We start from the raw sequence: 26724 nt of genomic DNA, 5'->3' as shown, positions 1-26724 counted from the left end.
GCGCTTGACGCCGCGAACTCTGGGCATCCTGGGAAAAGGCGGCATTCTCCATGACATTTCAGCGCAAGCACCAAGAAAACACTGGAAAGACTGCGTTCTAACCCACAAGGTACGATTCGGTTTGACAGCCTGCTTTTCGCGGCTGATGTGTGGTTCGAAGGAGTTCCCATTCATGAAAGTTCTCGTCCTTGGCAGTGGCGTCGTCGGTGTCACGTCGGCCTGGTATCTTGCGGAGGCAGGACATGAAGTTGTGGTGGTGGATCGCCAAGCGGGGCCCGCACAGGAAACCAGCTTTGCCAATGCCGGAGAAATTTCACCGGGATATTCATCACCTTGGGCAGGTCCCGGTGTCCCGGTAAAAGCCATCAAATGGATGCTGATGCATTTTGGCCCGCTCGTCGTGCGGCCGAAATTCGATCCCTACATGGCGTTATGGCTGGCAAAAATGCTGCGCAACTGCACATCTGCACGCTATGCGCGCAATAAGGCTCGGATGGTGCCTGTTGCAGAATATAGCCGCGATAGTCTCAAGGCGCTTCGCGAAGAAACCGGCATCACCTATGATGAGCGCACGCAAGGGACGCTGCAGCTTTTCCGCACCCAGAGCCAATATGATGGCACCGGCGGTGATATTGATGTTCTGAAGCAGTTTGGCGTGCCTTATAATCTGCTTGACCCAGAAGGCTGCATTGCAGCCGAGCCCGCATTGGCCAATGTGCGCGGAAAGTTTGTCGGCGGCTTGCAATTGCCTGGCGACGAAACGGGTGATTGCCAGATGTTTACCGAAAAGCTGGCGGCGCGTTGTGCCGAAGCGGGTGTGACCTTCCGGTTCAACACGACGATCACGTCCATTAATACGAGCACGAACAAGATCGCCAGTGTTTCGACGGAAACAGAAGAACTGACCGCTGATGCCTATGTGATCGCGTTTGGCAGCTACTCTCCCTTCCTGCTACGTCGCATCGGGGTGCATATTCCCGTCTATCCGGTGAAAGGCTATTCCATTACCGTTCCGATCACCGATCCTGCTGGCGCGCCGGTTTCGACCGTCATGGATGAAAGCTACAAGGTTGCAATTACTCGCCTTGGTGATCGTATTCGCGTCGGCGGCACCGCTGAGATTTCCGGCTATGACCTGACATTGCGCGAAGCACGCCGGGGAACATTGGCTCATTCGGTCGGCGATCTGTTCCCCAAGGGCGGCGATATTTCAAAAGCAAGTTTCTGGACGGGCCTGCGCCCAATGACGCCCGATGGTCCGCCAATCATCGGCGGCGGGACAAAATATTCCAATCTTTATCTCAATACCGGCCATGGGACGCTAGGATGGACCATGGCATGCGGGTCGGGCCGCGTTCTCGCCGATCTGGTATCTGGCAAATCCCCGGATGTCGACCCATCGCCACTTAACATCAGCCGCTACGGCTGATGTTAAGACCACGTACAATCCGCACTAAGTGCTTTAAAACATTACAAATTGTTTAGGTTCACATTCAGTTTTCGTTCATCTCGCCAGAGATACAACCATTGCGTGTCTGAGGTCTTTCCCAAACCATGCAGCTCACGAGGAAACGAAAATGAAAAAGATCGCTCTGGCAGCAATTGCCATATCACTTCTAGCCACGCCCGCAGCTTTCGCCCAGCAGCGACACGACCAAGGTCGCCATTACGACCAGCAACGCGAACGTGTCGTCAAAAAGCGCATCGTTACCAAGAAGGTCGTTGTGAAGAAAACACGCTGGTCGCGCGGTCATGCATTACCGTCAAGCTATCGTCGCAACGTGGTGCGCGACTATCATCGCTATCACCTGCGGACCCCGCCACGTGGTTATCACTGGGTAAGAGCTGACGATAATTACGTGCTGATCGGCATCACATCCGGCATCATTTCGGCGCTGGTTCAAGCCCGATAAACAGAAGACTGAAAAGCGGCGACCTCCAGCGCCGCTTTTTCAGTCTATGAAAACGCGAACAGTAGCCGCCCGCCCCATCGAATCGACAACCGTCAAAGTCGAATATCCTCCACCATCCGGCGTCCATTGATTGACTCGTCTGCGCGACATATCCGGCAAAGGCTTGCCATTGGCCAGCCAACGGAACGGCGCTCTGCCGCCTTGCAGCTTCAATATGAGCGGGTTTATATGGCCTCCTTGCTTGGCGCCAAGATCGACTCGCGCACCTTCCGGTGGATAAATTATCTGCGGCGCGGGTTCCCGTGTTGATGAGGCGAGAAGCCCGCTTGGCGTCATGGAAAACCGGCGTTGACTTATGGGCAATTCCGCCTGTGCAACTCGCGCTGCTCCAGCCGGTGCACGGGCCAAAGGCGTTATTGCAATGCCGGATTTGGCAAAACCCTCAAACAGGATAGGCGCCGCGGAGGCGAACCCTGTTATACCCGGGACAGCACCATTATCCGGCCGCCCTACCCAAACACCAAGTACATAAGCCCCATCAAAGCCCACTGACCAAGCGTCACGATAACCATAGCTTGTACCAGTCTTGTACGCGATGCCACGCTGGCCCGCGCCCAAAGGCGGCATGACGCCGGACAGGATATCGGCAATATGCCAGGCAGCGACAGGTTCAAGCAAAGGCTCACCCTCAATGACCGCGGGCTTTTCCCGGATACCATCCCCTAACTGTACTGGCCTGCCCTGATTGGCCAGCGCAGCATAGAGCTGGACAAGATCTTTCAACGTCGTACCGACGCCGCCAAGTCCAATTGCTAATCCGGGGGCCTCATTGGCTGGCAGAACCGGACGCACGTCAGCGCGGCGGAAACGAACCATCAAACGCGTTGGCCCAACCACATCGAGCAGACGCACCGCTGGCACATTCAGCGACAATTGCAATGCCTGCCTGACGCTGACATCACCTTGATAGCTCATATCGAAATTGCGCGGCCGATAGCCGAAAAAGTCTGTGGGACGATCTTCAATCATCGTTTCCTGGCTGACCAGACCATCTTCAAAGGCAAGCCCATAAATGAAGGGCTTCAGCGTCGATCCCGGCGAACGATTGATGCGCGTCATATCTATCCAGCCCGAACGGCTGGCATTAAAATAATCGGCGGAACCAACTTCTCCAACGATTTCGCCAGTGCGGGCATCAGCCATCACCATGGCGACAGACAGTTTGGGACCGAGCTTCACAGCTGCATCACGCGCAACAGTTTCCAGTCCCTCCTGAACCTTACGGCGCAGGGTGGTCTGATGACGTTTGACTTGCGGTTCTTTTTTTGCGGCAGCTTCTGCAAGGTGAGCTGCAAGGGCGGGGAGTTGCAGACGGCGGGAGGAGACGGGGATCAAGCCTGCGCGTTCAGCCTCGCCCTCCCCGACAATTTTTTCCACCGCCATGCGTTTGAGTACGCGTTCTCGCGCATTTGTCGCCCCACCAGCATTACGGTCTGGCCTTCGCTTTTCCGGTAATTGCGGCAGAGCAACCAGCAATGCTGCTTCCGAAACGCTCAAGCGACGTGGTTCCTTGCCGAAATAGCTCAAGCTTGCCGCGCGAACGCCTTCAAGATTGCCTCCGTAAGGAGCGCGCGTCAGATAGAGATCGAGAATCTGCGATTTGCTTAAGCGGCGCTCGATCTGCAACGCCCGCACGACCTGCTGGAATTTTGCCGTGAGCGACCGGCCTTCACGGGGCTCGATAAGCCGGGCAACCTGCATTGACAAGGTAGACGCACCAGAGACGATGCGCCCATGAGTGACCAGCTGGAATGCAGCCCGTCCCAAGGCCAGAGGATCAACGCCCCGATGGTCCATGAATCGCTGATCCTCATAGGCGATCAGCATGCGCACAAATTGCGGGTCAACATCCTTGGTCTTTGTACCCAGTCGCCACCGGCCTTCAGTAGTTGCAAAGGCACGCAACAACTGGCCATCCGCGTCAACCACTTCAGTTGAGACCTCGCGCGCTTTTTCAAGAGGCGGCGGGAACGCATGATCCGCCGCGTCGAGTCCAAAGGCCAACAGGGTCGCCAACACAAGATTGGCAGAAACGCCGATGCAGAATGTCCGCCACGTAAGCATTATTGTGCTTCGACGACCTCCATGCGGCCAGAGGCAGTGCGGGCAGAAAATTGCGGGCGATACATGTCCTCGACGCTAGCGGCAGGATGGCTGTAATTGCCCGGTGTGACGGCGCGAACAACGTAAGCAAGCGTAATTTCGCTATTATCGCTGGCGACCCTATCAAACGCAGCAACGAAACGATCACTACGGAACTCCGTGTGAGCCGCCTCGACCTCACCTATCCAGTCAAAATTGGTCAAGCTGGCACTATTGACCAAGCCGGGATTGTCGATCTCAAAACCAGCGGGCAACAGATCCGTAACCAGAACACGCGAGGGCCATCTATTGTTCTCTGTTATCTTCAAAACAACGACATAGCGCTCATTCTGCTTGGCCTCTGTGACGTTGGCCTCGCTACCATCAAGCGTGTAATAGGTGCGTTCAATATTAAACCCATCACCGCCCGCCGGCAGGGGCTGCGACGGTGCAGCAACCGTAGTGACAACTGCGGAAAGCGGAGCGGAGCTGGTGTTCGTAACTGTCACGGGCGACGCAATCAGTTCTTCGCCTGTAAGCTGCGACGCATAACTACCTGCATGGGCTACACCGTTAATATCGAGCTTCAGATCGCTGTCTCCGTCTTGAATTGCACGCGCAGCAAGGAGCATCCATGTCTGTTCCTGGGTGCTGGTGTACCGAGCGCTTTCCCATTGTTCAGCAACGATTTTTGACAGTTGCGGAATGATAGCCGGAACCGGACGGCTCTCGGCTGCCAGAGCAAGAACGGCAGCGCCATCACGCAAGGATGAACCATAATCGGAGCGCACCAGGCTGACATTGCTCAACAACGATGTCTTACCGACAATATCGGTAAAAATGCTTTGCGAGCGCTGACCATCGCCATAAAGCGAAAGCGCAGCAGCTATGTGTGCTTTTGCAAGGGGCGTCGGAAACTCCGAAAGCATCGTATCGGCATAGTAGCGAAGATCGCTGATTGCGGCCTTGCGATTGCGGGCCAATACGTAGAGCGCATAGGCTATTTCATTTCCTTGATCCTTGACATTCACGTCATAGCTCAACGAATTCTGGAGATTATCCAGCGCCTGAACCAGCGCCTGTTCCGGCACGTCATATTTCTGTTCGCGTGCTCGTGTCAGGAAATCCGTGACATAGGCATCGAGCCAAAGATCGCCCGAACCTGGGCTCCACAGGCCGAAACTGCCGGACGAAGACTGATAGGCAAGCACGCGGTATATGGCTTCCTGAACGCGTTTTTGAACATCGCCATCATCAGCTATACCCGATTTCTTTGCCAGTTCGCTCATATATAGCAAAGGCAAGGCGCGGCTGGTGGTCTGTTCGGCGCAGCCATAAGGGTAGCGATCAAGCGTCATCAGCAGAGCAGGAATGTCGAACGCCGTTGATCGTGTAACGTTGAGGCTAACCGAAGCGCCCTGCAGGATACTCCCGGCAAGCAATTCACTGTCCACTTTGACACTGGCATTGGGTGCAAGCTTGATTGGCTTGCGCACAGTCATCGGCAATGTTGCTGGACGAACCGGAAGATTCAGCGTTTGTTCAAGCGACATGCCGGCGGTATTTGACAGTTTCACCGAGACAACGCCATCGCCGGGATGAACGCCAACAAGCGGCAAGGTAAGGTCGAATTTGCCGCCAGCGGTCAGGTTGATCGCCTGCGATGCGCCGGGCTGCTCTACCTCGACGGCAGGATTGCCGGTGACCTGCACCTGATATTCACCAGCAGGCGCGTCGGTATTGGCTATATCAAGCCGCAAGGATGCTTTGTCGCCAGGCGTCAGGAATTTTGGCAGGCTTGCTGTCACTACCACCGGGTCACGGATAATCACGTCAGAGGTGGCATGCCCAACGCCGGATTTGGACCAGGCGACAGCCATGACCCGCGCCGTGCCATTGAACTGCGGGATATCAAAACTGACGTTCGCCTTACCTTCCGCATCAAGCTTTACGGGCCCGGAGAAGAATGCGACGAGCTTTTCAGTTGGAGGATTACCCTGCATCGGCATTTGAGCGCCGTCGCCGCCGGTACGCAGTTTCCCTGTTGCGCCCTGCGAACTATCAATCAGACGCCCATAGAGATCGCGGATTTCGAGCCCAAGCTGACGCTGGCCAAAATACCAGTTATCAGGATCAGGAGCCTCGTAACGAGTCAGATTAAGAATTCCGACATCCACTGCAGCCACGGAAACAAATGCGTTCTCATTTGCGCCAGCGCCTGCAACCTGCAATGCGATGTTGAGTGGTTGGCGTGGCTCGGTTTTTTCCGGAGCTTCAAGCTTGACTGCCAGCTTGCGATCGCCGGGATTCACATTCAGCCACTTAATACCGATGGCTCGCATGGGCATATGCGTTTCCTGTGCATCGCCCGGACGGAACAACGTGGCCGTGACATAGGCTCCTGCACCCCAATCGGCGGTGACAGGAATATCAACTTCGCCGCCTTCCGCGCCAATGCTGGCTCTGGTCGTTGCCAGCAGGCTTTCAGCGCCGACTGTCACCAGCAATTCGCCAGCGAAACGCGAGGAAACTTTCAGCTTGGCGGTATCACCAGGCGCATATTGCTCCTTGTCCAGCGCAATTTCGAGGCCGTCAGGTGTTTCCGTCGATGCGGCTTCAACATAGTAACCAGCGTCGAATTCGACGCTTGATGTGGGACCATCCGCAGCAGCTGTTTCCACTTCCAACCGGAAACGTCCCCATGTCACGGGAACTGAAATCGCCCCGCCATCCGTGGTGGCATCAACTGTGCCATTGGCAACCTGCTTGGTCGACAAAATAGGCTCGTACTTCCACGAGCTGCCGTCGCGATACCACTGATAGTTCCGCTCGACGCTCAGCAGCTTCCATGACAGACCTTGCATGGCCTGCTTCTGCCCATTTGCATCAAGCGCTATGACGTTAAACTTGCCAACGGAATTCTCGCTGAGATCGCCGGAAAACTCCGGCTTGATCCCAATCATCGAGCTTTCGGATTTGACTGGCAGCGTCAATGAACGCTCAACAGCGCGTCCGCCTGCTTCCTTCAATCGTACAACCACATTTGCATTCAATAATTGTGTTGTCGAAGGGGCGTCGGCAATGGTCACGTCAAACGTCGCCTTGCCGTTTTCGTCCAATGCTTCGGCAGCTTCGATCGGCACGGATACTGGTTCACTTGCCTGTTCGTCGGCCAACCCGAAGAAGTAACCTTTGAAATCCTCTCTTTCGCGCGTGGGCTTGAGAATGACCTCGCCTTCCGCAAACAAACCCGCAGCAGGAGCGCCGTATAGATAGCGCCCGTCAATAGTGACAGATGCGGGCTGGCCGATCTCCAATGATTTGGCGTCGCTTGTCAGATCGAACTCGATACGGTCGGGCACGAAATCCTCGACCATGAATTGCTTTTCCGCAATTGAAGAGCCCTTTGGGTCGGTGAATATCTGCATCGTCCACGTGCCGCGCATGGCATTGGCCTGCAAAGCCAGATCCAGCGTGTGGCCGCCCAAATTCTCTCCATCACTAACCATCCGGCGGTCTTCTACGCCATCTGGACGCTTGAATACGAAAGTGAGTGGCAGTTTCTCGATAGCATTTGCAGCGTTGTCACGCGCGAGAGCCGAAACGTGGACCGTTTCACCTGCCCTGTAGATGCCACGCTCGGTCCAAGCCAGAATATCGATAGCGCCAGGAGCCGCGCGGCCCGTAACACCGCGATCCGAAAGGTCGAAACCGGCTCGGGTCATGTCCAGAAAGACATAATCAGCATCACCGTTGCGGGCGGTGATCACGGCGGGAACCATAGCTGCAGTGCCGCGCATTAGCCCCGCACTGAACGTTGCACGACCATCCGTATCGGTTGTCGCTGTACCAAGGATTTCGTTGTTCTTGGCGAGCAGTTGCAATTCAACGCCGATAAGCGGCTGGGCACTGGCAAGCGAGCGCACAAATACGTTCAGGCCATCGGTGCCTGTATATGTCGACAAACCAATATCTGAAACGACGAACCATTGGGTTGCCAGCGCTGCCCAATCATCCTGCTTTGCTTCAGGTGATACGGCGGTCAACACATAAACGCCGGGCTTGCGCTGCGGCAAGGCCTCGTCGACAGGGAAGCTGGTGACAACGTCCTTGTTCAAATCGGTCTGAATATCAATCGTGCCTTCCCAAATGGCTTCACCCGCCTCGTCCTGCAGTCTTTGAGCGCTGTAACCTTCCAATTGCGTAAGGAATTGCGAACTCGTCAGCAAAGGCGCAATACCGCGATCGCCGATGCGGTAGAGTTTCAGCTTGGCGCTGCTGGTATTGACAGACACAATAGGAATGCCGCGACGGGCCGTGCTGGGCAAAACGAAACTGTCACCCGTAAACCGAACCATGGCTGTGCGGTCCTTGACGTAAATATCAAGGTCGACTTGCCGCTCCAAAGATTCACCCACCGATGAAGGAAGACCGGCACGCAGCGCGAGCTTGTAGCGTTCACCATGCGTCAGACCTTCGGCGCAGATCTCACTACCCTTGGCTTCAACGCTTTTCGCCGGCACGCCGTTCAGTGTGACGAAGGGCGTGTAATCCGTCCCCATTTTTACCAATGGTTCTGAGAACTGAACGCAGGCACGTGCTGTCGCACTGTCAGCATCAATCGTGTGATTGACCACGCGGAAGCCCTGACGCGCCTGCAGATCATTGAGTGCTGCCCGAACTGTCTTTGCTTCAACCAGTTCCAAGCTAGCCTTATAGGCATTGATTGCCGCCCGGTAATTTTGCGCAATCTCCAGGGACGTTCCCAAGACGGAAAGGTCTTCTGCGCGGCTTTGTGTGGTGCGTGACAATTGATAGGCATTAAAAGCAGCCAATGCAGACTGACCACCCCTGTAGCGATCGCCTCCAACATTTCCAGCTTTTGCAAGCTCCAGCCATATGTCTTCATTGCCGGGTGCGAGCGACAAAGCAGCCATATAATTCTCGAGGGAGGTAGGAACTGCGCTGTTTCTTGCAAGCTCGATAAGCTTGTCAAAACCCATCGCTTTTTGAGCATCGGTTGCCGACAGATTGGCTTTGATCTCACGTGCATCGGTGATGAACTGCTCCGAAACAAACTGCACTTTAGGAGCGGCGCCAATATCCGGTTCGACTGAGGTCTCCACGACCTTTCCGGCAAAGACACCCGGGAAGCTCTTGAGCTCCTTGAAGTCTGATTTCAGGAAGCACCACTTTACCTTGGGATTGTAGGTGAAGGCTTTACACGCCTGATCTGCAAGACAGACGGTTTCGCATTGATCCAGCGTAACATCTTCTTCCGTGCGCAGATCAAACCCGAAATAATCGCTGTCCTTCGTAGTGACGATATCGCGGTTAATTTCCGCGGCCCCCGCCGGTAAGATGGGGGTAAAAAATGTGAGGAGAAGAGCCAGAAGCCCAAACCTTGCGCGCACAGACATATCGTCCTCCCAACGCCACTACTGATCCTGATGTTGGGCACTCTTTAAACTTCGTCGTGACTTGTCAACAGACCATGCAACTTACAGCTGAAATCTATGACATTGTTACAATAAAAAGGCCCCGAAGGGCCTTTTACTTCGAGCTGGAGCAATTGCTCACTGGAAGAGAATGATGGCCTGTTTGATGGTAACCCAAACACCCCACAGGATCGGGATACCAACAGCTGCCCAGGCAATTGCCGCCTTTGCGTCGAGACCGCCATGCCCTATGCCGAAAGATCCGCTTGTGCCCGCGTCCACGACCTTTGTCTTGGCCTGTAGCGCAGCAACTTCCGCATCCGACATGAACCATTTGTCTGCCAATGGCCGCACGAACAGATTGGCTACCAAACCGAGCGCCAACATGCCAGCCAGGATATACATTGTTCGATCATAGACCTGATCACGCGGGACACCCGCACTGATCTGGAATTCACGGATGTAATTGACCACGACGGGTCCCACGATACCGGCAGTCGCCCAAGCGGTCAGCAAGCGGCCATGAATAGCTCCAACAAACTGCGTTCCAAATATATCGGCGAGATAGGCCGGTATAGTAGCAAAGCCACCGCCATACATCGACAAGATCACGCAGAAAATAGCAACAAACAGCGCCTGGCTTCCCATATGTGCTGCGGTCGGTGCCAAGGCATACAGCGCTATGCCCAGCGCAAAGAAGGTGTAGTAGGTTGCCTTACGGCCGAGACGGTCGGAAAGTGACGCCCAGAAGAAGCGTCCGCCAATGTTGAACAGTGAAAGTAAACCGGTAAAACCAGCCGCGATAGCTGCGACCGCAGTTTTTTGCGATGCGTCCAGTTGCGTAAAACTGACATCGGGGAAGCCAATCAGCTTGCCTGCAAATATCTCCTGAAGCATTGGCGAAGCCATGCCGATCACGCCGATGCCAGCCGATACGTTGAGGCATAGTACGGCCCAAATGAGCCAGAATTGCTTGGTCTTGTGCGCATCCCGCAAATGGACGTGACGCGTGGTAATCATGGCCTTGCCGTTAACGGGCGGGGTCCAGCCCTCCGGACGCCAATTTGCAGGAGGAATACGATAGCCAAATGCGCCGCACATCATGAAAACAAAATAACCGGCGGCCATGACAAGCAAAGTCTGCCAAACGCCAACAGATTCCGGTGTCTTGAAGTAATTCATCAGAAGATTGGCCAGCGGCGCTCCGATCATCGCACCGCCACCAAAGCCCATGATCGCCATGCCTGTTGCCATGCCACGTCGATCCGGAAACCATTTGATCAAGGTCGACACCGGAGAAATATAGCCAAGCCCAAGGCCGATACCGCCGATAACGCCTGCGCCAAGCCACATCAGCCACAATTGATGTGTCATGATGCCGATGGCTGCAATGACCATGCCGCCGCACCAGCAGAGGGCTGAAACAAGACCCGCCTTGCGAGGGCCTGCGCGCTCCAGCCAACCGCCCCAAATTGCTGCGGAACAGCCGAGGAGCACAAAGAACAGCGTGTATATCCAGCCGAGATCGCTGACACGCCAGTCACAACTGGTCGTAAAGAGAGCCGTTACAAGGTTGAGATCAGCACAGGCGACGGATTGTTCAATCCCGATCGAGCGGGACAATGGCAGCCAGAAAACACTGAATCCATAGGCCATGCCGATACATAAATGAATTGCCAAAGCGGCTGGCGGGACGAGCCATCGATTGAAACCCGCCTTGGCGACAATGCGCTCGCGGTCGAGAATTCCAGCGGTTCCTACCGGACCTTCTGCTGTTTGGTCAATTGCCGACATACAATGCCCCTCCCAAGGTTTGCATTAGAAAACAAGCGATTAAGTTGGATCAGGCCGAAACGGTGCCCGGCTTGCGTATCTGCTTTGCAGCTTCAAGGACCAAGGGATCCAGACCGTTGTCCGGCTGTTCCAGTATGTCGAAAAGCTGCTGGCGCATGCGCGGTTCCCAGAAGTGGTTGATATGCTCGGCAACACCCGCCGCTGCCTCATCCATCGGTTGAGAGTGAAAGAAGGTTGCAATCTGATTGGCCATATAGACCAGTTTTTCCGCCGTGGTTTTATGGCTTTCACTATCCATATTGCACCAATCTAACAGTTGGACTTTGTATAAGGGTCGAGGCAGCAGGATCGGGATTGAGATGCGGCCGCTGCGGCTTTTCATCTGTGTCGGAGCCGATTTGCGCTGCGGCGACCGGGATACGTTCCGGGCGCGTAAACACATCAAATTCATCGCCGCGAACCAAGGCAACGAGCGTTAGTCCGGCGGCATGGGCCGTGCGAATAGCAAGCGCTGTCGGGGCAGAAACCGCAATCAATACTGAAGCACCAATGATCGCTGCCTTCTGGACCATTTCAATGGAAACCCGGCTGGTTATCACAATAGCACCGCTGCTGCCTTCAATGCGCGAGCGGCACAGATTGCCAGCCAATTTGTCGAGCGCATTGTGTCTTCCGACATCTTCACGCGCCGCTACAATGCCTTTTCCCGGTTGATAGAAACCAGCGGCATGAACAGCTCCCGTTTCCTTGTGAAGAGGCTGTATTTCTGAAAGCAGTCTTACTGCTTGCGCAATGTCATCTGGTGCCAGTTCCAATTTCACCTTGTCGACGGAGGAGACCGGTTTCAATGCCTGCTCGATTGATTCAATTCCGCAAAGACCGCAACCAACGGGCCCCGCCATGCGGCGGCGGCGATCACTCAAATCCTGCCCTGCCTCGCCTGCAAGCCTGATCTGGATATCAATGCCTTCAGCATGGTCTTCAATGTTGATTTCATCGATCTGTTCAAGCCGCGAGATAATGCCTTCGGAAAGACTGAAACCAACGGCAAAATCTTCCATGTCAGAAGGGGTTGCCATCATGACCGCATGGGTCGTGCCATTATAGCTGAAGGCGACCGGTGTTTCTTCCGGCACGGCACGGTCGCCGGTGGCATAGCTGGCGACTGCGCCATTCAAGCGGCGAGTGATCCGCGGTACGAGTTGGCGTGCGGGGCGCTGTTCCACGTTTATTCTGCCGCGTCGAGTATTTTGATCCGGCGACTTTGGCGGGCCTGTTCATCATATTGAACCTGCCAATCGCTTGGTCCGTTGGACGCACCGACCTGAACCGCAGTAACCTTATACTCCGGACAGTTTGTTGCCCAGTCGGAGAAGTCGGTCGTGATCACATTTGCCTGCGTCGTGGGATGGTGGAAGGTCGTGTAGACCACGCCGGGCGAGACACGATCCGTAATAAGCGCGCGCAAGGTAGTTTCGCCGGACCGGCTGCTGATCTTCACCCAATCGCCATCACGGATGCCGCGATTTTCCGCATCATGCGCATGAATTTCCAAACGGTCCTCTTCATGCCACATGACATTGTCTGTACGGCGTGTTTGTGCGCCGACATTGTATTGCGACAGAATGCGGCCTGTTGTGAGCAAAAGCGGGAAACGCGGTCCCGTCCGCTCATCAGTCGCAACATATTCCGTGCGGATAAACTTGCCCTTGCCCCGTGCAAAGCCATCAATGTGCATGATTGGCGTACCAAGAGGGGCCTTTTCATTGCACGGCCACTGAACCGAACCTTCTTTTTCAAGCAGCTCATAACTGACACCAGCAAAACTGGGTGTGGTCATGGCAATTTCATCCATGACCTGTGACGGATGGGTATAGTTCCAATTGAGGCCCATCGCTTTGGCAAGATTTTGTGTAACTTCCCAATCCGCATATCCATTGAGCGGGCTCATCACTTTACGCACCCGGTTAATCCGGCGCTCGGCATTGGTAAAAGTGCCGTCCTTTTCGAGGAATGTAGAACCCGGCAGAAACACATGGGCGTAGTTTGCGGTTTCGTTCAAAAACAGGTCATGGACGACTACACATTCCATTGCTTCCAGACCGGCAGCAACATGTTTCGTATCGGGATCTGACTGCAGGATGTCTTCACCCTGAATGTAAATGCCCTTGAACGTGCCGTCGACGGCGGCATCCAGCATGTTTGGAATGCGCAAGCCCGGCTCGTCCTGAATTTTGACGCCCCACAGCTTGTCAAAAATATCTCGTGTCGATTCATCGGAAACATGGCGGTAGCCGGGAAGTTCATGCGGGAACGAACCCATATCGCAGGAACCCTGCACATTATTCTGGCCGCGCAGAGGATTAACACCCACGCCCTTGCGGCCGATATTACCGGTTGCCATTGCCAGATTGGCGATGGCCATGACCGTAGTAGAACCTTGGCTATGTTCTGTTACGCCAAGGCCGTAATAGATGGCTCCATTGCCACCAGTGGCGAACAGGCGTGCCGCCTCACGCAGGGTTTGCGGGTCAACGCCTGTCAATTCTTCGATAGCTTCCGGACTATGCTCCGGGCTAGAGACGAAAGCGGCCCAATCCTGGAACTCTTCCCAATCGCAACGCTCGCGAATGAACTTTTCGTCGAAAAGACCCTCTGTAACAACCACATGAGCCAGCGATGTGACCACAGCGACATTCGTGCCCGGGCGCAGTTGCAGATGTTGGGCTGCAGAGACGTGGGGAGAGCGCACCAGATCAATCCGGCGTGGATCGACGACGATGAGTTTTGCGCCCTTGCGCAAACGCTTCTTCAGACGCGAGGCGAAGACAGGATGACCATCGGTCGGATTTGCACCAATGACCATAACGACATCCGTATGCTCAACGCTGTCGAAATCCTGCGTACCGGCAGATGTACCGAAGGTTGTCTTGAGACCATAGCCGGTTGGCGAATGGCAGACACGGGCGCAGGTATCGACATTATTGTTGCCGAAACCGGCGCGGACCAACTTTTGTACGAGGTATGTTTCTTCATTGGTGCAGCGGGACGAAGTGATGCCGCCAACGGAATTGCGCCCATATTGATATTGCAGACGGCGGAATTCATTAGCGACGTACTTATATGCCTCGTCCCAGCTCACTTCGCGCCAAGGATCTGTAATTTTCTCGCGGATCATTGGGTTGAGAATGCGATCCTTGTGTGTGGAATAACCATAGGCAAAGCGGCCTTTGACGCAGGAGTGACCACGATTGGCTTTGCCATCCTTGTAGGGAACCATGCGAACAAGTTCCTCACCACGCATTTCTGCCTTGAACGAGCAGCCAACGCCACAATAGGCGCAGGTCGTGACTTTGGAATGCTCGGGTTGTCCTATCTGGATGACCGATTTTTCCGTCAGTGTCGCGGTAGGGCATGCCTGCACGCAGGCACCGCAGGAAACACATTCACTATCCAGAAAGTTTTCGTGCATGCCCGGAGAAACGCGACTGGAAAAACCACGGCCTTCAATCGTCAGTGCAAATGTGCCCTGCACTTCTTCACAGGCACGGACACAGCGTGAACAAACGATGCATTTCGCCGGATCATAGGTGAAATAGGGGTTGCTTTCATCTTTAGGCATCCAGCGATCATTGGCAACGCCATCTGCCTTGGTGAAAACATGGTTGTCGCCTTCGTAACCATAGCGAACATCGCGCAAGCCCACCGCACCTGCCATATCCTGCAACTCACAATCGCCATTGGCAGCGCAAGTCAGGCAATCGAGCGGATGATCGGAGATATAAAGCTCCATCACGCCTTTGCGGATATCCTTTAGGCGCTTGGTCTGCGTATGGACCACCAGACCTTCCATTGCAGGCGTGGTGCAGGAAGCCGGAGTACCGTTGCGGCCTTCGATTTCAATAAGGCAAAGACGACAGGAACCAAATGCATCAACCATATCGGTGGCGCAGAGTTTCGGCACCTGAATGCCTGCTTCCATCGCGGCACGCATCAGGGAAGTTCCTTCGGGAACCGTCACCTCATTGCCGTCAATGGTGAGCGTGACCATCTTCTCCGAAAGGGAAGCTGGCGTGCCGTAGTCGATCTCGTGAACCAGTGACATGGTGAACTCCTATTCCGCCGCAACGGCAATTGGTGCCGGGCGAAAATCTTCAGGAAAATGATTAAGAGCGCTCATAACGGGATAAGGCGTGAAACCGCCCAAGGCACAGAGCGAGCCGAATTTCATCGTATTGCAAAGATCAGTGAGAACCGCGATTTGCTTTTCCGGCTCGATATTGGCTGAAAGGCGATCCACAACCTCAACGCCGCGGGTAGAACCGATACGGCATGGCGTACACTTGCCGCAGGATTCCACAGCGCAGAATTCCATGGCAAAGCGTGCCTGTTTCAGCATATCGACACTGTCGTCAAAGACGACCAATCCGGCGTGACCGATAAGACCGTCCTTGGCTGCAAAGGCTTCGTAGTCAAACGGCGTGTCGAAAAGCGAACGTGGGAAATAAGCACCCAGTGGACCGCCGACCTGCACCGCTTTTACCGGACGGCCCGTGGCAGTGCCGCCGCCAATATCATCCACGATCTCACCAAGAGTAAGACCAAAGGCAGCCTCAAACAGACCGGCATATTTGACGTTGCCAGCTATTTGCAGCGGAATGGTGCCACGTGAGCGGCCCATGCCGAAATCTTTGTAGAACGCCGCCCCCCTGTCCATGATAACAGGCACCGAGGCCAAGGAAATCACATTATTGATGACGGTAGGTTTGCCAAACAGGCCCTTATGCGCGGGAAGCGGTGGCTTGGCGCGTACGATACCGCGACGCCCTTCAAGACTTTCAAGCAAAGCCGTTTCTTCGCCGCAGACATAGGCCCCGGCGCCGACGCGAACCTCGATATCGAAAACATATGACGAACCGAGCACAGAGGCTCCCAGTACTCCAGCCTTCCGCGCAACTTCGATGGCTTCATTCATTACTGCAATGGCATGCGGATACTCAGAACGAATGTAGATGTAGCCCTTGGTCGCCTCAACGGCGATGCCGGCAATCGCCATGCCCTCGATGAGAACAAAGGGATCGCCTTCCATGATCATACGATCAGCAAAAGTGCCGCTATCGCCCTCATCCGCATTGCAGACAATATATTTTTGCGGTGCCAAAGTATCGAGCACCGTTTTCCATTTGATGCCGGTCGGAAAGCCAGCACCTCCGCGTCCGCGCAGTCCGGATTCGGTTACCTGAGCCACGATCTCGGCCCGCGACAAGGTCAGAGCGTTCTGCAGCCCCTTCAAGCCGTCATGGGCGCGATAATCATCAAGCGAGACTGGATCAGTGATGCCACAACGCGCAAATGTCAGGCGTGTCTGTTTGGACAAGAACGGGAGATGCTCTGTAAGACCAAGCCAAAGCGGATGCACCCTGCCCTCGGCCAACCCGCCATCGAGCAAGGCTGCAACGTCAGAGGCCTTGACCGGCCCATAGGCTACACGGCCGCCGGGCGTTTCGACCTCGACCATCGGCTCAAGCCAGTACATGCCACGCGATCCATTGCGTACGATTTTTGCATCCAGCTTGCGTGCGGTGATTTCGTTTTCGAGCGTCTTTGCGACTTTTTCAGCGCCGAGTGCCAAGGCACCGGAATCACGCGGGACATAGAAGGTGATGCTCATAGCCGCACCTCCGCAGCAATTTCATCGAGGCGCTCAGCGTCCAGGCGACCAATAACTTCGCCATCCAACATCGCGGCCGGCGCACAGGCGCACAGGCCAAGGCAGTAAACCGGTTCGAGCGTTACCGCGCCATCTGTCGTGGTGCCATGCCAGTCAATGCCAAGCAACTGGCGCGCGCGGTCCGCCAATGCATCGCCGCCCATTGATTGACAGGCTTCAGCCCGGCAAAGCTTCAGGACATGTCGGCCACCTGGATGATCGCGATAATCATGATAAAATGAAAATACGCCGTGAACTTCGGCACGGGAAATATTGAGGGCATGTGCGATCAAAGGAAGCGTTTCCTGTGGCACATAACCAAACTCACCCTGCAACTCGTGCAAGATGGGTAATAGCGGCCCGTCTTTGCCCTTGAATTGATCGATAATGCCTATCGCTCTAGCTGCGATATTGGTACTTGCGCTCTGCATTTTGTGCAGCGCCCTCCCTAATTTCTCCTCGTGACTTAGAACAGATCAAAAAACTGATATATAATCAATATCATTGTCTCGTTGAACGATAGAATATTTCTATCAAAAAACTTCCATTGTGAGTGCCAAAGCGCGTGCCTCATGAAGGAGGGCTGATACAAGCGGCGTGTGAGGCTCCCGATCTGCTGTGACCAATCCCACCAAATGACGCGCATCAGGCTCCACAATCGGAATGGACCGAATTGGCTCGGCAAAACCCAGAGTCTCAGAAAGATTCAGCGGCATGATGCTAACCCATTTTCCGGTGCGGATATGGGAAAAGAGGACAATCATCGAATTGGATTCGAGTGTCGGGTGAACCTCCACCCCAGCATCCTGCAAGTGCTTGTTGATAAGCCGGCGGTTCTGCATATCTTTCGTAAGCAAACATAGGGGCAGTTGACCCACCTCGGCCCATGTGACGGACGTCCTGTCCGAATAGGTATTGCCCGCCGCAGTAATCAATTGATAGCGCTCGGAATAAAGCGGGACCGAGGTCACACGCCCGAGAGGTTCATTATCAAGATAACTAATACCGGCATCGATCTCGAAATTACTGAGCAGCGTCAAGACTTCCAATGATGTTCGCGACGTAATGGAAAAGGTGACATCGGGGTGCTTCTCTCTGAAAGGCGTGGTGAGCTTGGACACCATGGCCAATGCGGTTGGAATGGCGGCAATCTTCAGGTGTCCGGCCAGTCCAAAATGCGCTGCGCGGATTTCTTCACGCATTGTTTTCGTGTCGCCAACAATTCGCCGCGCCCATTCGAGCACGCGCTGACCCTCGGATGTCAAACCATTGAACCGCGAGCCGCGCTGAACAAGAACAGCGCCCAGCGTATTTTCAAGCTGACGAATTGCTGCTGAAAGCGTCGGCTGTGTCACACCGCATTCTTCCGCAGCGCGGCCAAAATGCTTATGGCGAGCCAATGCGATAAAAAATTCCAACTTGTCGATCATCCAGACTCTCCTCCACAAAGACTCTAGAGCAAATGAGCAAGCCTTCTAATGCTGGGCCGCTTTGGTCTGGCAAAGAGTTTTGTTTGATGTATGTTGCGCTCAACATCCACGATTTCCAAGGACATGAAAATGGATATTCGTCAGATTGACGATCGCTACGCCGTGACGGGTCAGATTTCACCAGACGACGTTCGCGATATCGTTGCCGCTGGCTACGGCGCGCTCATCTGCAATCGGCCGGATGGCGAGTCGCCAGACCAGCCAGATTTTGCAGAGATCGCCAAAGTCGCAGAAAAGACCGGTATTCCCGTTTATTACGTACCGATTATAGCCGGACAGCTAACGCAAGATGATGTCGATGCCATGGCTTCCGCGCTTGAACAAGCTGAAGGCCCGGTTCTCGCCTATTGTCGCTCAGGCGCCCGCTCAACCAATATTTACGGGATTGTGCAACAGCAGAAGGGTTAGAGTTGGTGCGCCTGTTCGGCACGCTGACTGTGGTCTTCTTTATGACGCTGCCCGTTGTTGCTGGCAGCGCACAGGAGAAACCATTTTCTGCCGACGATATAGATAATATGCTGGAAAACAGCGCTCCAATGCCGCTGGCGAGCGGCACTGTCGAAGATCGGTTGAAGCAAGAGATTCAGGCGTGCTGGGTTCAGCCCATCTTCAAGCGGGGCGATACTCTGCCAGAAATAAAGGTAGCTGTGAGCGTCGGGAAAGACGGGACGCTACTCAAAGACCCCAAAGTTTTGAAGACCGGAAAGGGCACCATGGGCAAACAGCTTGCTTTAAGCGCCGTGCGTGCCATCAAGCGCTGCGCACCCTTCAAAACGGTAAAGGATAATCCCGGTTCTTATGAAAACCTTCGAACAATTATACTCAACTTTCAGCCGTCTTCGCTGTAATTGCTCACTGACTAGAAAAACGCCTGAATGCCAGTCTGTGCACGACCCAGAATGAGAGCATGCACATCGTGCGTACCTTCATAGGTATTCACCGTTTCGAGATTTTGCGAGTGCCGCATGACATGATAGCCGATCTGAATTCCATTGCCGCCATGCATATCGCGAGCCATGCGCGCGATGTCCAAAGCCTTGCCGCAATTATTGCGTTTAACCAGGCTGATCATTTCCGGCGCCATGCGGTCCTCGTCCATGAGACGGCCAACGCGCAATGAAGCCTGCAAACCAAGCGTAATTTCGGTCTGCATATCGGCAAACTTCTTCTGGAAAAGCTGTGTGGCAGCCAGTGGTCGACCGAACTGCTTACGGTCTAGGCCATATTGTACCGTGCCCTGCCAACAATCTTCAGCGGCGCCCATGACACCCCAGGAAATGCCATAGCGAGCGCGATTAAGGCATCCGAATGGACCTTTCAGACCTGCCACATTCGGCAGCAACTGTTCTTCTCCAACAATAACGCCATCCATGACAATCTCACCGGTGATCGAAGCGCGAAGGGAAAGCTTGCCGTCAATCTTTGGTGCGGAAAGCCCCTTCATGCCTTTCTCCAGCACGAATCCCTTGATCTGGCCGTCATGCGCGTCGGACTTGGCCCAAACTACAAAAACGTCGGCAATAGGGGAATTTGAAATCCACATCTTCGAACCGGAAATACTATAGCCATCCGCAACTTTGGTCGCACGGGTCTTCATACCCGCCGGGTCGGAGCCTGCATCCGGCTCTGTCAATCCAAAGCAACCAATCCATTCACCGGACGCCAATCTCGGCAGATATTTCTTGCGCTGTTCTTCCGAACCATAGGCATAAATAGGATACATGACCAAGGAGGACTGCACGCTCATCATCGACCGATAACCACTGTCCACACGCTCCACCTCGCGGGCAACAAGTCCGTAGGCAACATATGACGCACCTGCCGTGCCATATTCCTCCGGCAAAGTGACCCCGAGCAATCCTGATTGTCCCATAAGACGGAATAATGCAGGATCAGTCTTTTCCTGCATATAGGCTTCCTCGATACGCGGCTGAAGTTCGCTTTGGGCAAAGCTACGCGCGCTGTCGCGAATCATCCTTTCGTCTTCTGTCAGTTGGTCTTCCAACAAAAAGGGATCCGTCCAGACAAAGGATGGCTTGGAGTTTGCCATAGGTATTCTCCTCAAATAGGCGACAAGACCTAGCATCAAATCCGCACCGGTGACCAGATCGCGGCATTGCTAAAATTTGCTTGGATGATGAGCGACGCGCATGATTTGCGCATTTCGATACGCAGCCGAATCCACTATATCTGTGTAATGGCCATTAAACATCTCACCGAAACAATCATCAATCAGATCGCGGCGGGCGAAGTTATCGAGCGGCCAGCCAGCGTGGTGAAAGAACTCGTTGAGAATGCAATCGATGCCGGCGCAACACGCATTGATATTGTCACTGCGGGCGGTGGAAAGAACCTTATCCGCATAATTGACAATGGTTCTGGCATTCCCGCCGATGAACTTTCATTGGCGGTTTCTCGCCATTGCACGTCGAAACTGACCGATAATGTGCACGATATCAGAGCGCTTGGTTTTCGCGGCGAAGCACTTCCTTCTATTGGTTCAATTTCGCGATTGTCACTAAAGTCGCGTGTGGCCGATGCCGATTCTGGATTTGAGATCGCCGTTAATGGCGGGCGCATGGACGGCCCGCGCCCGACGGGCATGAACGGCGGAACAATCGCGGAGGTGCGGGATCTTTTCTTTTCCACACCCGCACGCCTCAAATTCATGAAAACGGACCGCGCTGAAGCCTCTGCGATCAGCGATGTGGTCAAACGTGTTGCCATCGCCTTTCCGCATATTCGCTTTTCCATGACCGGGAGTGACCGGACACCATTTGAAATGGCCGCAACGGGGGTTGGTTCAGAGGGGATGCTGGAGCGAATTTCGCAAGTGTTGGGCAAGGAGTTTCCAGAAAATGCCATAGGCATTGATGCAATGCGCGATGGCGTTCGGTTAAGTGGTTTTGCCGGTATTCCTGCTTTTAATCGCGCAAACAGCCTTCATCAATTCGCCTATGTGAATGGTCGCCCGGTTCGCGACAAGCAGATATGGGGCGCAATTCGCGGAGCTTATGCAGATGTAATGTCGCGCGACCGTCACCCCGTTGTCGTTCTTTTCCTCAATCTCGATCCGGAACTCGTCGATGTGAATGTCCACCCAGCAAAAGCCGATGTGCGATTTCGCGATCCTGGTCTTGTTCGCGGCTTGATAGTTGGAGCAATACGGGAAGCGCTCGGGCAGTCCGGTATTCGGGCGGCGACCACGGGTGCTGAAGCCATGCTGCACTCTTTTCGACCTGGCGGCGGATTCGAACCTCGCTCAACAGCGCCAATATGGGGCAAGGAAACTGTCTCTCCCGGTAATCTGAACTATTCGGTGCAGCAATCGCCGTTCCGTCCTTTTGAGAGTGTCGCCAGCGCCTCAAGTCACGGCAACGGGTTTGCTGAAACCGTGCAGGAATTCCTCTATGATGGCGCTGCCGCTCTAAGCGCTGATGCCCGCGCCAGCACGATCAGTGCTCCGCCAGAATTGCTTGCCATGCCGCTCGGCGCTGCCCGGGCACAGGTTCACGCAAATTATATCGTCTCACAAACTGACGACAGCCTCGTTATTGTTGACCAGCATGCAGCGCATGAACGCCTTGTCTATGAGGCTTTAAAAAATGCTCTGCACTCACGTCCTTTGGCAGCGCAGATGCTGCTTATCCCGGAGATTGTCGATCTTCCCGAGGAAGATGTGGGGCGGCTTGTTGCCCATGCTGAAACGCTGCAACGCTTCGGGCTTGGTCTGGAAGCTTTCGGCCCTGGTGCTGTCGCCGTTCGCGAAACCCCCTCCATGCTGGGCGAGATCGATACGCAAAAGCTGGTGCGAGACCTTGCAGATGAGATTGCAGAACACGACACGTCGGATGGCTTGAAAGCCATACTCGACCACGTGGCTGCTACCATGGCGTGTCACGGTTCAGTCAGGGCTGGACGGCGGCTTAAGCCCGACGAGATGAATGCGTTACTTCGTCAAATGGAGGCAACGCCGGGTTCAGGTACGTGCAACCACGGACGCCCGACCTATATTGAACTGAAGTTGACGGATATTGAACGGCTGTTTGGCCGGCGCTAAAGCGTTTTCCATTCTATGAAACCATTCAGGCAGACCTTGACCGCGAAAGTCGCAAAGCCGTAAATAGCGGTAAATGAACGAACTGGAACAAATGCAATGAACCGATTTGAAGGCCCCGGCTCTCGCGAAGCCAAAATTCGCTATCTAGACGGTGACTTTCAAGTCCTGTCTCCGGGGGCCTATGTCTTGTGCGCCGTCACTGGGGAAAAGATTGCTATTGATGAATTGAGGTACTGGAGCGTCGCGCGGCAGGAGCCCTATGTGGACGCACATACTTCTTTCAATCGGGAGTTGCAGGAAAATCCTGACCTGCGTCAAAGGAACAAGGCTTGAACGTGTATAATCGTCGAACCCTCCTGCTTTCGCTCATCGGCATTGGCCTTGCCATTAGCGGTTGTGCCACCAGCAAGGAGCCGCCGACCTATAGCGGACCAACCAAGACTATTCGCGGTTATTTGCAGGGACCGCCTTATGCCCGGCTTGGTGCAAGCACCGTTGTTTTCATAACGGCTTATGATGCGACAGGTGGCGTAACAGGGTCTATGCCAAAGATCGGTGCGACAAGCTTTACCCTGAATCGCAATGGCTATTTCCCGATTGCCTATGAGATCGAGATTCCCGCGAGTCATGCCGCTCCCCGCGTTTCGCTTGCCGTTGAAATGCGCCAATATGGCAGGGTAACGTTCACCAATGATCGACAATATAGTCAAACGACCGGACGTAATCTCGACATACCCGTAAGAGAAGCACCGCCAAGGGTCAGAACGCGCAACTATCTATAGAGTTTTAAGGATGCGCGCCTTAGCGCGTTCCCTTGTATCGCGAACAATATTATGCGCGGTTTGCGGATGGCTGAAAACAAGTTCCACATCCAGAACGAGCGTTTGCGTCGCCAATTCCTTGGTCACAGCACTTCCGTCAAACAATCTGACATGATCCTTTGCGGTCGTGATCAAGGTAAGTTGCTCTTTGGCTGCGTCCTTCATCAAATCAGCAGCGTCCTCATCCGTATAGGGATGGTGATCTGGAAAGGATTTGGTCTGTGCCACATCTAGTCCGGCTTCGTGCAAGGTCCTGAAAAACTTGGACGGATCGCCGATGCCAGCAAAAGCCAATAAGCGCCCCTGCTTTATCTGCGCAATGTTTTGTGGTTGAAGCACAGACTCATAAATCGGTTTTGCCGCCCTCGCAGCGCTGCGAACAAGCTGGTCGGCACCGCTGGCAGTGCCTATTCTGAGCAAGGCATCGGTTCGGACCAATTGGTCCGTGAGCGGTGCTCGTAGCGGCCCGGCGGGCAGGACTTTCCCGTTGCCAATTCCCCGGCCCGCATCGACCACCATAAGCGCATAGTCAAAATGCAGGCGGGCACTCTGAAAACCATCATCCATGATGATGAAATCACAACCCGACGCGATAAGCGCTTTCGCGCCAGCCACGCGGTCGGCGCACACGACAACGGGTGCATGACGCGCCAGCAGAATCGGCTCATCGCCAACATGGCGCGCGCTGTCTTTATCCGGGTCGACTTTGTGCAAGCCGGAAAATGCACCGCCATAGCCACGCGATACAATTCCTGGCTTCAGGCCCATTGAGGTCGCTACTTTGGCCAGAGCAATCGATGTTGGTGTCTTGCCCGCACCGCCAACAGTAAAATTACCGACGCATAACACCGGAACAGAGACGGATGGCGGCTTGGCGCGCCGAAGACGGCGACCGGCAACTGCGCCGTATATGTTGGCAAGAGGACTCAAGGCTCGCGCGCGCCAATCCGGCTTTTCCCACCAGAATGGAGGCGCTTCTGACGTCATTTCCAAGCGCTTTCGCGATTGGAAAGTCGAGCCTGCAGCACCAAAGGCTGCAAATAGGGCTCAAGGGCTGTCATGGTTCGCGACAGTGATCCGCGCATGTCCTCGACTGTCTTCAGCCCCGCATCAATCATAATCTGCCGTTCTGCCGGATTGTTGAACAGGTAGTTTACCGCCCCTGCCAGCATATCCTTGTCGCGTACAAGTTTGGCAGCGCCATTTTTGATCAAGCGTTGATAGGAGTCACGGAAATTCTGCACATTGCGACCCGAGAGAATGGCCGATTTCAGCATAGCCGGTTCAAGAGGATTTTGGCCACCTTGCGCAGTCAGAGAGCGGCCAACGAAGGCAATCTCTGCCATCCGCAGATAAAGACCCATATCGCCGATTGTATCGCCTATGAATATATCGGTGTCCGCATCGATCGGATCATTGCGGCTGCGCAATGCAACCTTCATTCCCATCGTTTCTATCAGAGCTGCTACCTCAGCAGCGCGATCCGGATGCCGGGGCACCATGATCGTCAGTAAGTCGCGATGCCGGGCCTTGAGCATCTGATGCACCTGAGCGACGATTTCCTCTTCGCCCTGATGCGTAGAGATGGCAGCCCATGTCTTGCGCGGGCCGATCATCTTTTGAAGTGCGACCAATTGCGAATTGTCCACCGGCGGAACGGCCGTATCAACCTTCAAATTGCCTGATACTGTCACCGGTCGTGCGCCAAGCGTACGGAACCGCTCACCATCAACATCTGACTGCGCGACAACGTGAGCGAGATTTTCAAACAACGCCTCTGCGATCGATGCACGCTTGTTCCACGCCGCGAAGGAACGGTCCGACAGGCGTCCATTAACGAGAACCTGCGGCACACGCCTTGTTCCAAGCTCGAGGATCGTCATCGGCCATATTTCAGACTCGCATATTACCGCAAGATCAGGCTGCCAGTGGGTCAGGAAACGATCAACCGCAGGCTTGAGATCAAGTGGCACATACTGGTGAATGACACGATCCCCAAGACGATCCTGAACCATTTTCGCCGAAGTCACCGTGCCGGTGGTCAAGACGACATGGATGCCCATTTCGACGATTGCTTCGACCAATGGCGTGACAGCCGATGTTTCGCCAACGCTGGCGGCATGAACCCAGACCAATGGTCCAGAGGGTCGAGCCACGCTGGCAACACCATAGCGCTCGCCTTGACGACCGCGCTCTTCCTTGCCTTTGCTCGCACGGAAAGCAACATAGGCTCCCACTACGGGGAAAATTATAGCACCCGCCCACCGGTAGGTGCTGAGTGCCAATCTGGCCCACTTCTCACTCATATCGCGCCATCCACCAGTGTGTGAACGCGAAGCGTATTCGCATTCAGGCTGTCCGTCAGTTCAACGCGCTTAGCTTCAAGCATGGCATCATCAGCATCCTGGGGAACGAAAATCGGATCTCCGACAATCAGTCCTGACTTGCCGAAAGGCAATGGAACGGTTGTCTTATCCCAACTCTTTTCAAGAACTTTCCGTCGCGAGGTCAAGTAGCAAATGGGGAGAATTGGACGGCCCGATAATTTTGCAAGCAGAATAACGCCTATGCCTGATTGGCGAGGCGTACCATGGGGGATATCAGCAATCATTGCAGCAGTCTTGCCATCCTTCAATGCCTTTTTTAGGGCAAGCAATGCACGTGCACCGCCTTTTTCAGCCCCCTTTGCGCGGTCCCTACCGCCTGAACCGCGAATGATCTCAACACCGAAACTTTCAGCGACGCGCGCGTTCAATTCGGCATCCTTGCTGCGCGAAAACATTGCAACAAACCGGACATTGCGGGGCATGAGAAACGGCGCCATCAAATGCTGGCCGTGCCATGCAACCGCAATAAAAGGTTCGCCGCCACGCTTCATATCTTCGACATCAGACGAACCGGCGAGCCGAGGATTTGTAGCATTCACCAGCCGGAAAAACTGGGTAATAAGCCAAACTATCATCGTCCGCACAACCGGCGAATTTGCCAAAGGACCACGGACAGAACGCCAGAACCGCTTCAGCAACCCGTTTTTCTTCTTAGGCGAAGATTTGGAAGCTACCATAATTTCGCTGGTCGGCATTTCATCGTTTTGTCGTGTCACACGATCAACCTGATTTGCCCGTTACCGGATCAAGCAGCTTGTGCATATGGACGATGAAATAACGCATATGCGCATTATCGACTGTTTGCTGTGCCTTGGATTTCCAGGCGCGCTGTGCGGTTTCGAAGTTCGGATAAATTCCGACAATATCGAGATTGTCGAGATCGCGGAACTCGACGCCGCCTAACTTCTTAAGCTCCCCGCCGAAAACCAGATGCAGCAGTTGTTTTGTATCCGAAGTTTCTTCGCTCAT

General features: G+C 54.5%; 21 protein-coding genes. 7 read left to right on the top strand and 14 right to left on the bottom strand.

All coding sequences use genetic code 11. From position 1 onward, the window contains the following. Positions 1-172: 172 nt before the first annotated feature. Together QFZ34_RS16690 and QFZ34_RS16685 are read left to right on the top strand one after the other, a co-directional pair. Positions 173-1429, top strand: a complete 1257-nt coding sequence (locus QFZ34_RS16690; RefSeq protein WP_307283063.1) for a D-amino acid dehydrogenase — start codon at positions 173-175, stop codon at positions 1427-1429. A 148-nt stretch (positions 1430-1577) separates the two neighbouring features. After that, entirely contained in the window at positions 1578-1913 is a 336-nt protein-coding gene (locus QFZ34_RS16685; protein WP_307283059.1) for an RcnB family protein, read from the top strand. A 39-nt stretch (positions 1914-1952) separates the two neighbouring features. On the opposite strand, the gene pbpC is transcribed toward QFZ34_RS16685, so the two are convergent. The 9 genes from pbpC to QFZ34_RS16640 form a co-directional block, all read right to left on the bottom strand. Beyond that, positions 1953-4037 carry a penicillin-binding protein 1C gene (gene pbpC / locus QFZ34_RS16680; protein WP_307283057.1) on the bottom strand — a complete coding sequence of 695 codons (2085 nt, stop codon included), beginning with the start codon at positions 4035-4037 and terminating at the stop codon, positions 1953-1955. Next, positions 4037-9475: an alpha-2-macroglobulin family protein gene (locus tag QFZ34_RS16675; RefSeq protein WP_307283055.1), complete on the bottom strand. Its 5439-nt coding sequence runs from the start codon at positions 9473-9475 to the stop codon at positions 4037-4039. The genes pbpC and QFZ34_RS16675 overlap by 1 nt, the downstream gene beginning before the upstream one ends. A gap of 156 nt (positions 9476-9631) precedes the next feature. Then, on the bottom strand, positions 9632-11287 hold the full coding sequence (locus QFZ34_RS16670) for an OFA family MFS transporter (RefSeq protein ID WP_307283052.1): 1656 nt from the start codon (positions 11285-11287) through the stop codon (positions 9632-9634). 49 nt (positions 11288-11336) lie between these two features. Then, entirely contained in the window at positions 11337-11585 is a 249-nt protein-coding gene (locus QFZ34_RS16665; protein ID WP_115055188.1) for a formate dehydrogenase subunit delta, read from the bottom strand. Next, positions 11578-12513 (bottom strand): formate dehydrogenase accessory sulfurtransferase FdhD, encoded by a 936-nt coding sequence (gene fdhD / locus QFZ34_RS16660; RefSeq protein ID WP_370878805.1) that lies wholly within the window; start codon positions 12511-12513, stop codon positions 11578-11580. Before fdhD ends, QFZ34_RS16665 begins: the two co-directional genes overlap by 8 nt. Positions 12514-12515: 2 nt before the next feature. Further along, the gene (gene fdhF, locus QFZ34_RS16655; RefSeq protein WP_307283046.1) at positions 12516-15392 is read right to left on the bottom strand and encodes a formate dehydrogenase subunit alpha; all 2877 of its coding nucleotides are present in this window, start codon (positions 15390-15392) and stop codon (positions 12516-12518) included. Positions 15393-15401: 9 nt separating this feature from the next. Next, positions 15402-16958 (bottom strand): formate dehydrogenase beta subunit, encoded by a 1557-nt coding sequence (locus QFZ34_RS16650; protein ID WP_307283043.1) that lies wholly within the window; start codon positions 16956-16958, stop codon positions 15402-15404. Beyond that, positions 16955-17428 (bottom strand): formate dehydrogenase subunit gamma, encoded by a 474-nt coding sequence (locus QFZ34_RS16645; RefSeq protein WP_307283040.1) that lies wholly within the window; start codon positions 17426-17428, stop codon positions 16955-16957. The genes QFZ34_RS16650 and QFZ34_RS16645 overlap by 4 nt, the downstream gene beginning before the upstream one ends. Before the next feature lie 102 nt (positions 17429-17530). After that, positions 17531-18427 carry a LysR family transcriptional regulator gene (locus QFZ34_RS16640; RefSeq protein ID WP_115055193.1) on the bottom strand — a complete coding sequence of 299 codons (897 nt, stop codon included), beginning with the start codon at positions 18425-18427 and terminating at the stop codon, positions 17531-17533. A gap of 129 nt (positions 18428-18556) precedes the next feature. On the opposite strand from QFZ34_RS16640, the gene QFZ34_RS16635 reads away from it, so the two are divergent. Continuing rightward, a complete protein-coding gene (locus QFZ34_RS16635; RefSeq protein ID WP_307283036.1) occupies positions 18557-18895 on the top strand; it encodes a protein tyrosine phosphatase family protein in 339 nt (112 codons plus the stop codon). Positions 18896-18900: 5 nt separating this feature from the next. Further along, positions 18901-19335 carry a cell envelope integrity protein TolA gene (tolA, locus tag QFZ34_RS16630; protein ID WP_307283033.1) on the top strand — a complete coding sequence of 145 codons (435 nt, stop codon included), beginning with the start codon at positions 18901-18903 and terminating at the stop codon, positions 19333-19335. Positions 19336-19346: 11 nt separating this feature from the next. Here tolA and QFZ34_RS16625 read toward each other — a convergent pair whose 3' ends face one another. Then, entirely contained in the window at positions 19347-20537 is a 1191-nt protein-coding gene (locus tag QFZ34_RS16625; RefSeq protein ID WP_307283030.1) for an acyl-CoA dehydrogenase, read from the bottom strand. Between the two features lie 147 nt (positions 20538-20684). On the opposite strand from QFZ34_RS16625, the gene mutL reads away from it, so the two are divergent. From mutL to QFZ34_RS16610, 3 genes are all read left to right on the top strand, one after another. Further along, a complete protein-coding gene (gene mutL / locus QFZ34_RS16620) occupies positions 20685-22547 on the top strand; it encodes a DNA mismatch repair endonuclease MutL (protein WP_307286406.1) in 1863 nt (620 codons plus the stop codon). A gap of 96 nt (positions 22548-22643) precedes the next feature. Further along, positions 22644-22880 carry a DUF2093 domain-containing protein gene (locus QFZ34_RS16615; protein ID WP_307283027.1) on the top strand — a complete coding sequence of 79 codons (237 nt, stop codon included), beginning with the start codon at positions 22644-22646 and terminating at the stop codon, positions 22878-22880. Next, positions 22877-23329: a hypothetical protein gene (locus QFZ34_RS16610; RefSeq protein WP_307283024.1), complete on the top strand. Its 453-nt coding sequence runs from the start codon at positions 22877-22879 to the stop codon at positions 23327-23329. The genes QFZ34_RS16615 and QFZ34_RS16610 overlap by 4 nt, the downstream gene beginning before the upstream one ends. Here the strand turns inward: QFZ34_RS16610 and lpxK are convergent. The 4 genes from lpxK to QFZ34_RS16590 are packed head-to-tail and all read right to left on the bottom strand — an operon-like array spanning position 23324 to position 26724. After that, positions 23324-24355: a tetraacyldisaccharide 4'-kinase gene (gene lpxK, locus QFZ34_RS16605; protein ID WP_307283021.1), complete on the bottom strand. Its 1032-nt coding sequence runs from the start codon at positions 24353-24355 to the stop codon at positions 23324-23326. The genes QFZ34_RS16610 and lpxK overlap by 6 nt on opposite strands. Continuing rightward, a complete protein-coding gene (gene waaA, locus QFZ34_RS16600) occupies positions 24352-25674 on the bottom strand; it encodes a lipid IV(A) 3-deoxy-D-manno-octulosonic acid transferase (RefSeq protein WP_307283019.1) in 1323 nt (440 codons plus the stop codon). The genes lpxK and waaA overlap by 4 nt, the downstream gene beginning before the upstream one ends. Beyond that, positions 25671-26432 (bottom strand): lysophospholipid acyltransferase family protein, encoded by a 762-nt coding sequence (locus QFZ34_RS16595; protein WP_307286403.1) that lies wholly within the window; start codon positions 26430-26432, stop codon positions 25671-25673. The genes waaA and QFZ34_RS16595 overlap by 4 nt, the downstream gene beginning before the upstream one ends. Before the next feature lie 43 nt (positions 26433-26475). Then, entirely contained in the window at positions 26476-26724 is a 249-nt protein-coding gene (locus QFZ34_RS16590; protein ID WP_115055200.1) for a DUF4170 domain-containing protein, read from the bottom strand.

It is taken from the genome of Phyllobacterium ifriqiyense, from assembly GCF_030817885.1.
In the GTDB taxonomy this organism is placed as follows: Bacteria; Pseudomonadota; Alphaproteobacteria; order Rhizobiales; family Rhizobiaceae; genus Phyllobacterium; species Phyllobacterium ifriqiyense.
Note: the sequence above shows the minus strand (reverse complement) of the source record. Positions and strands in the feature narration are given on the sequence as shown.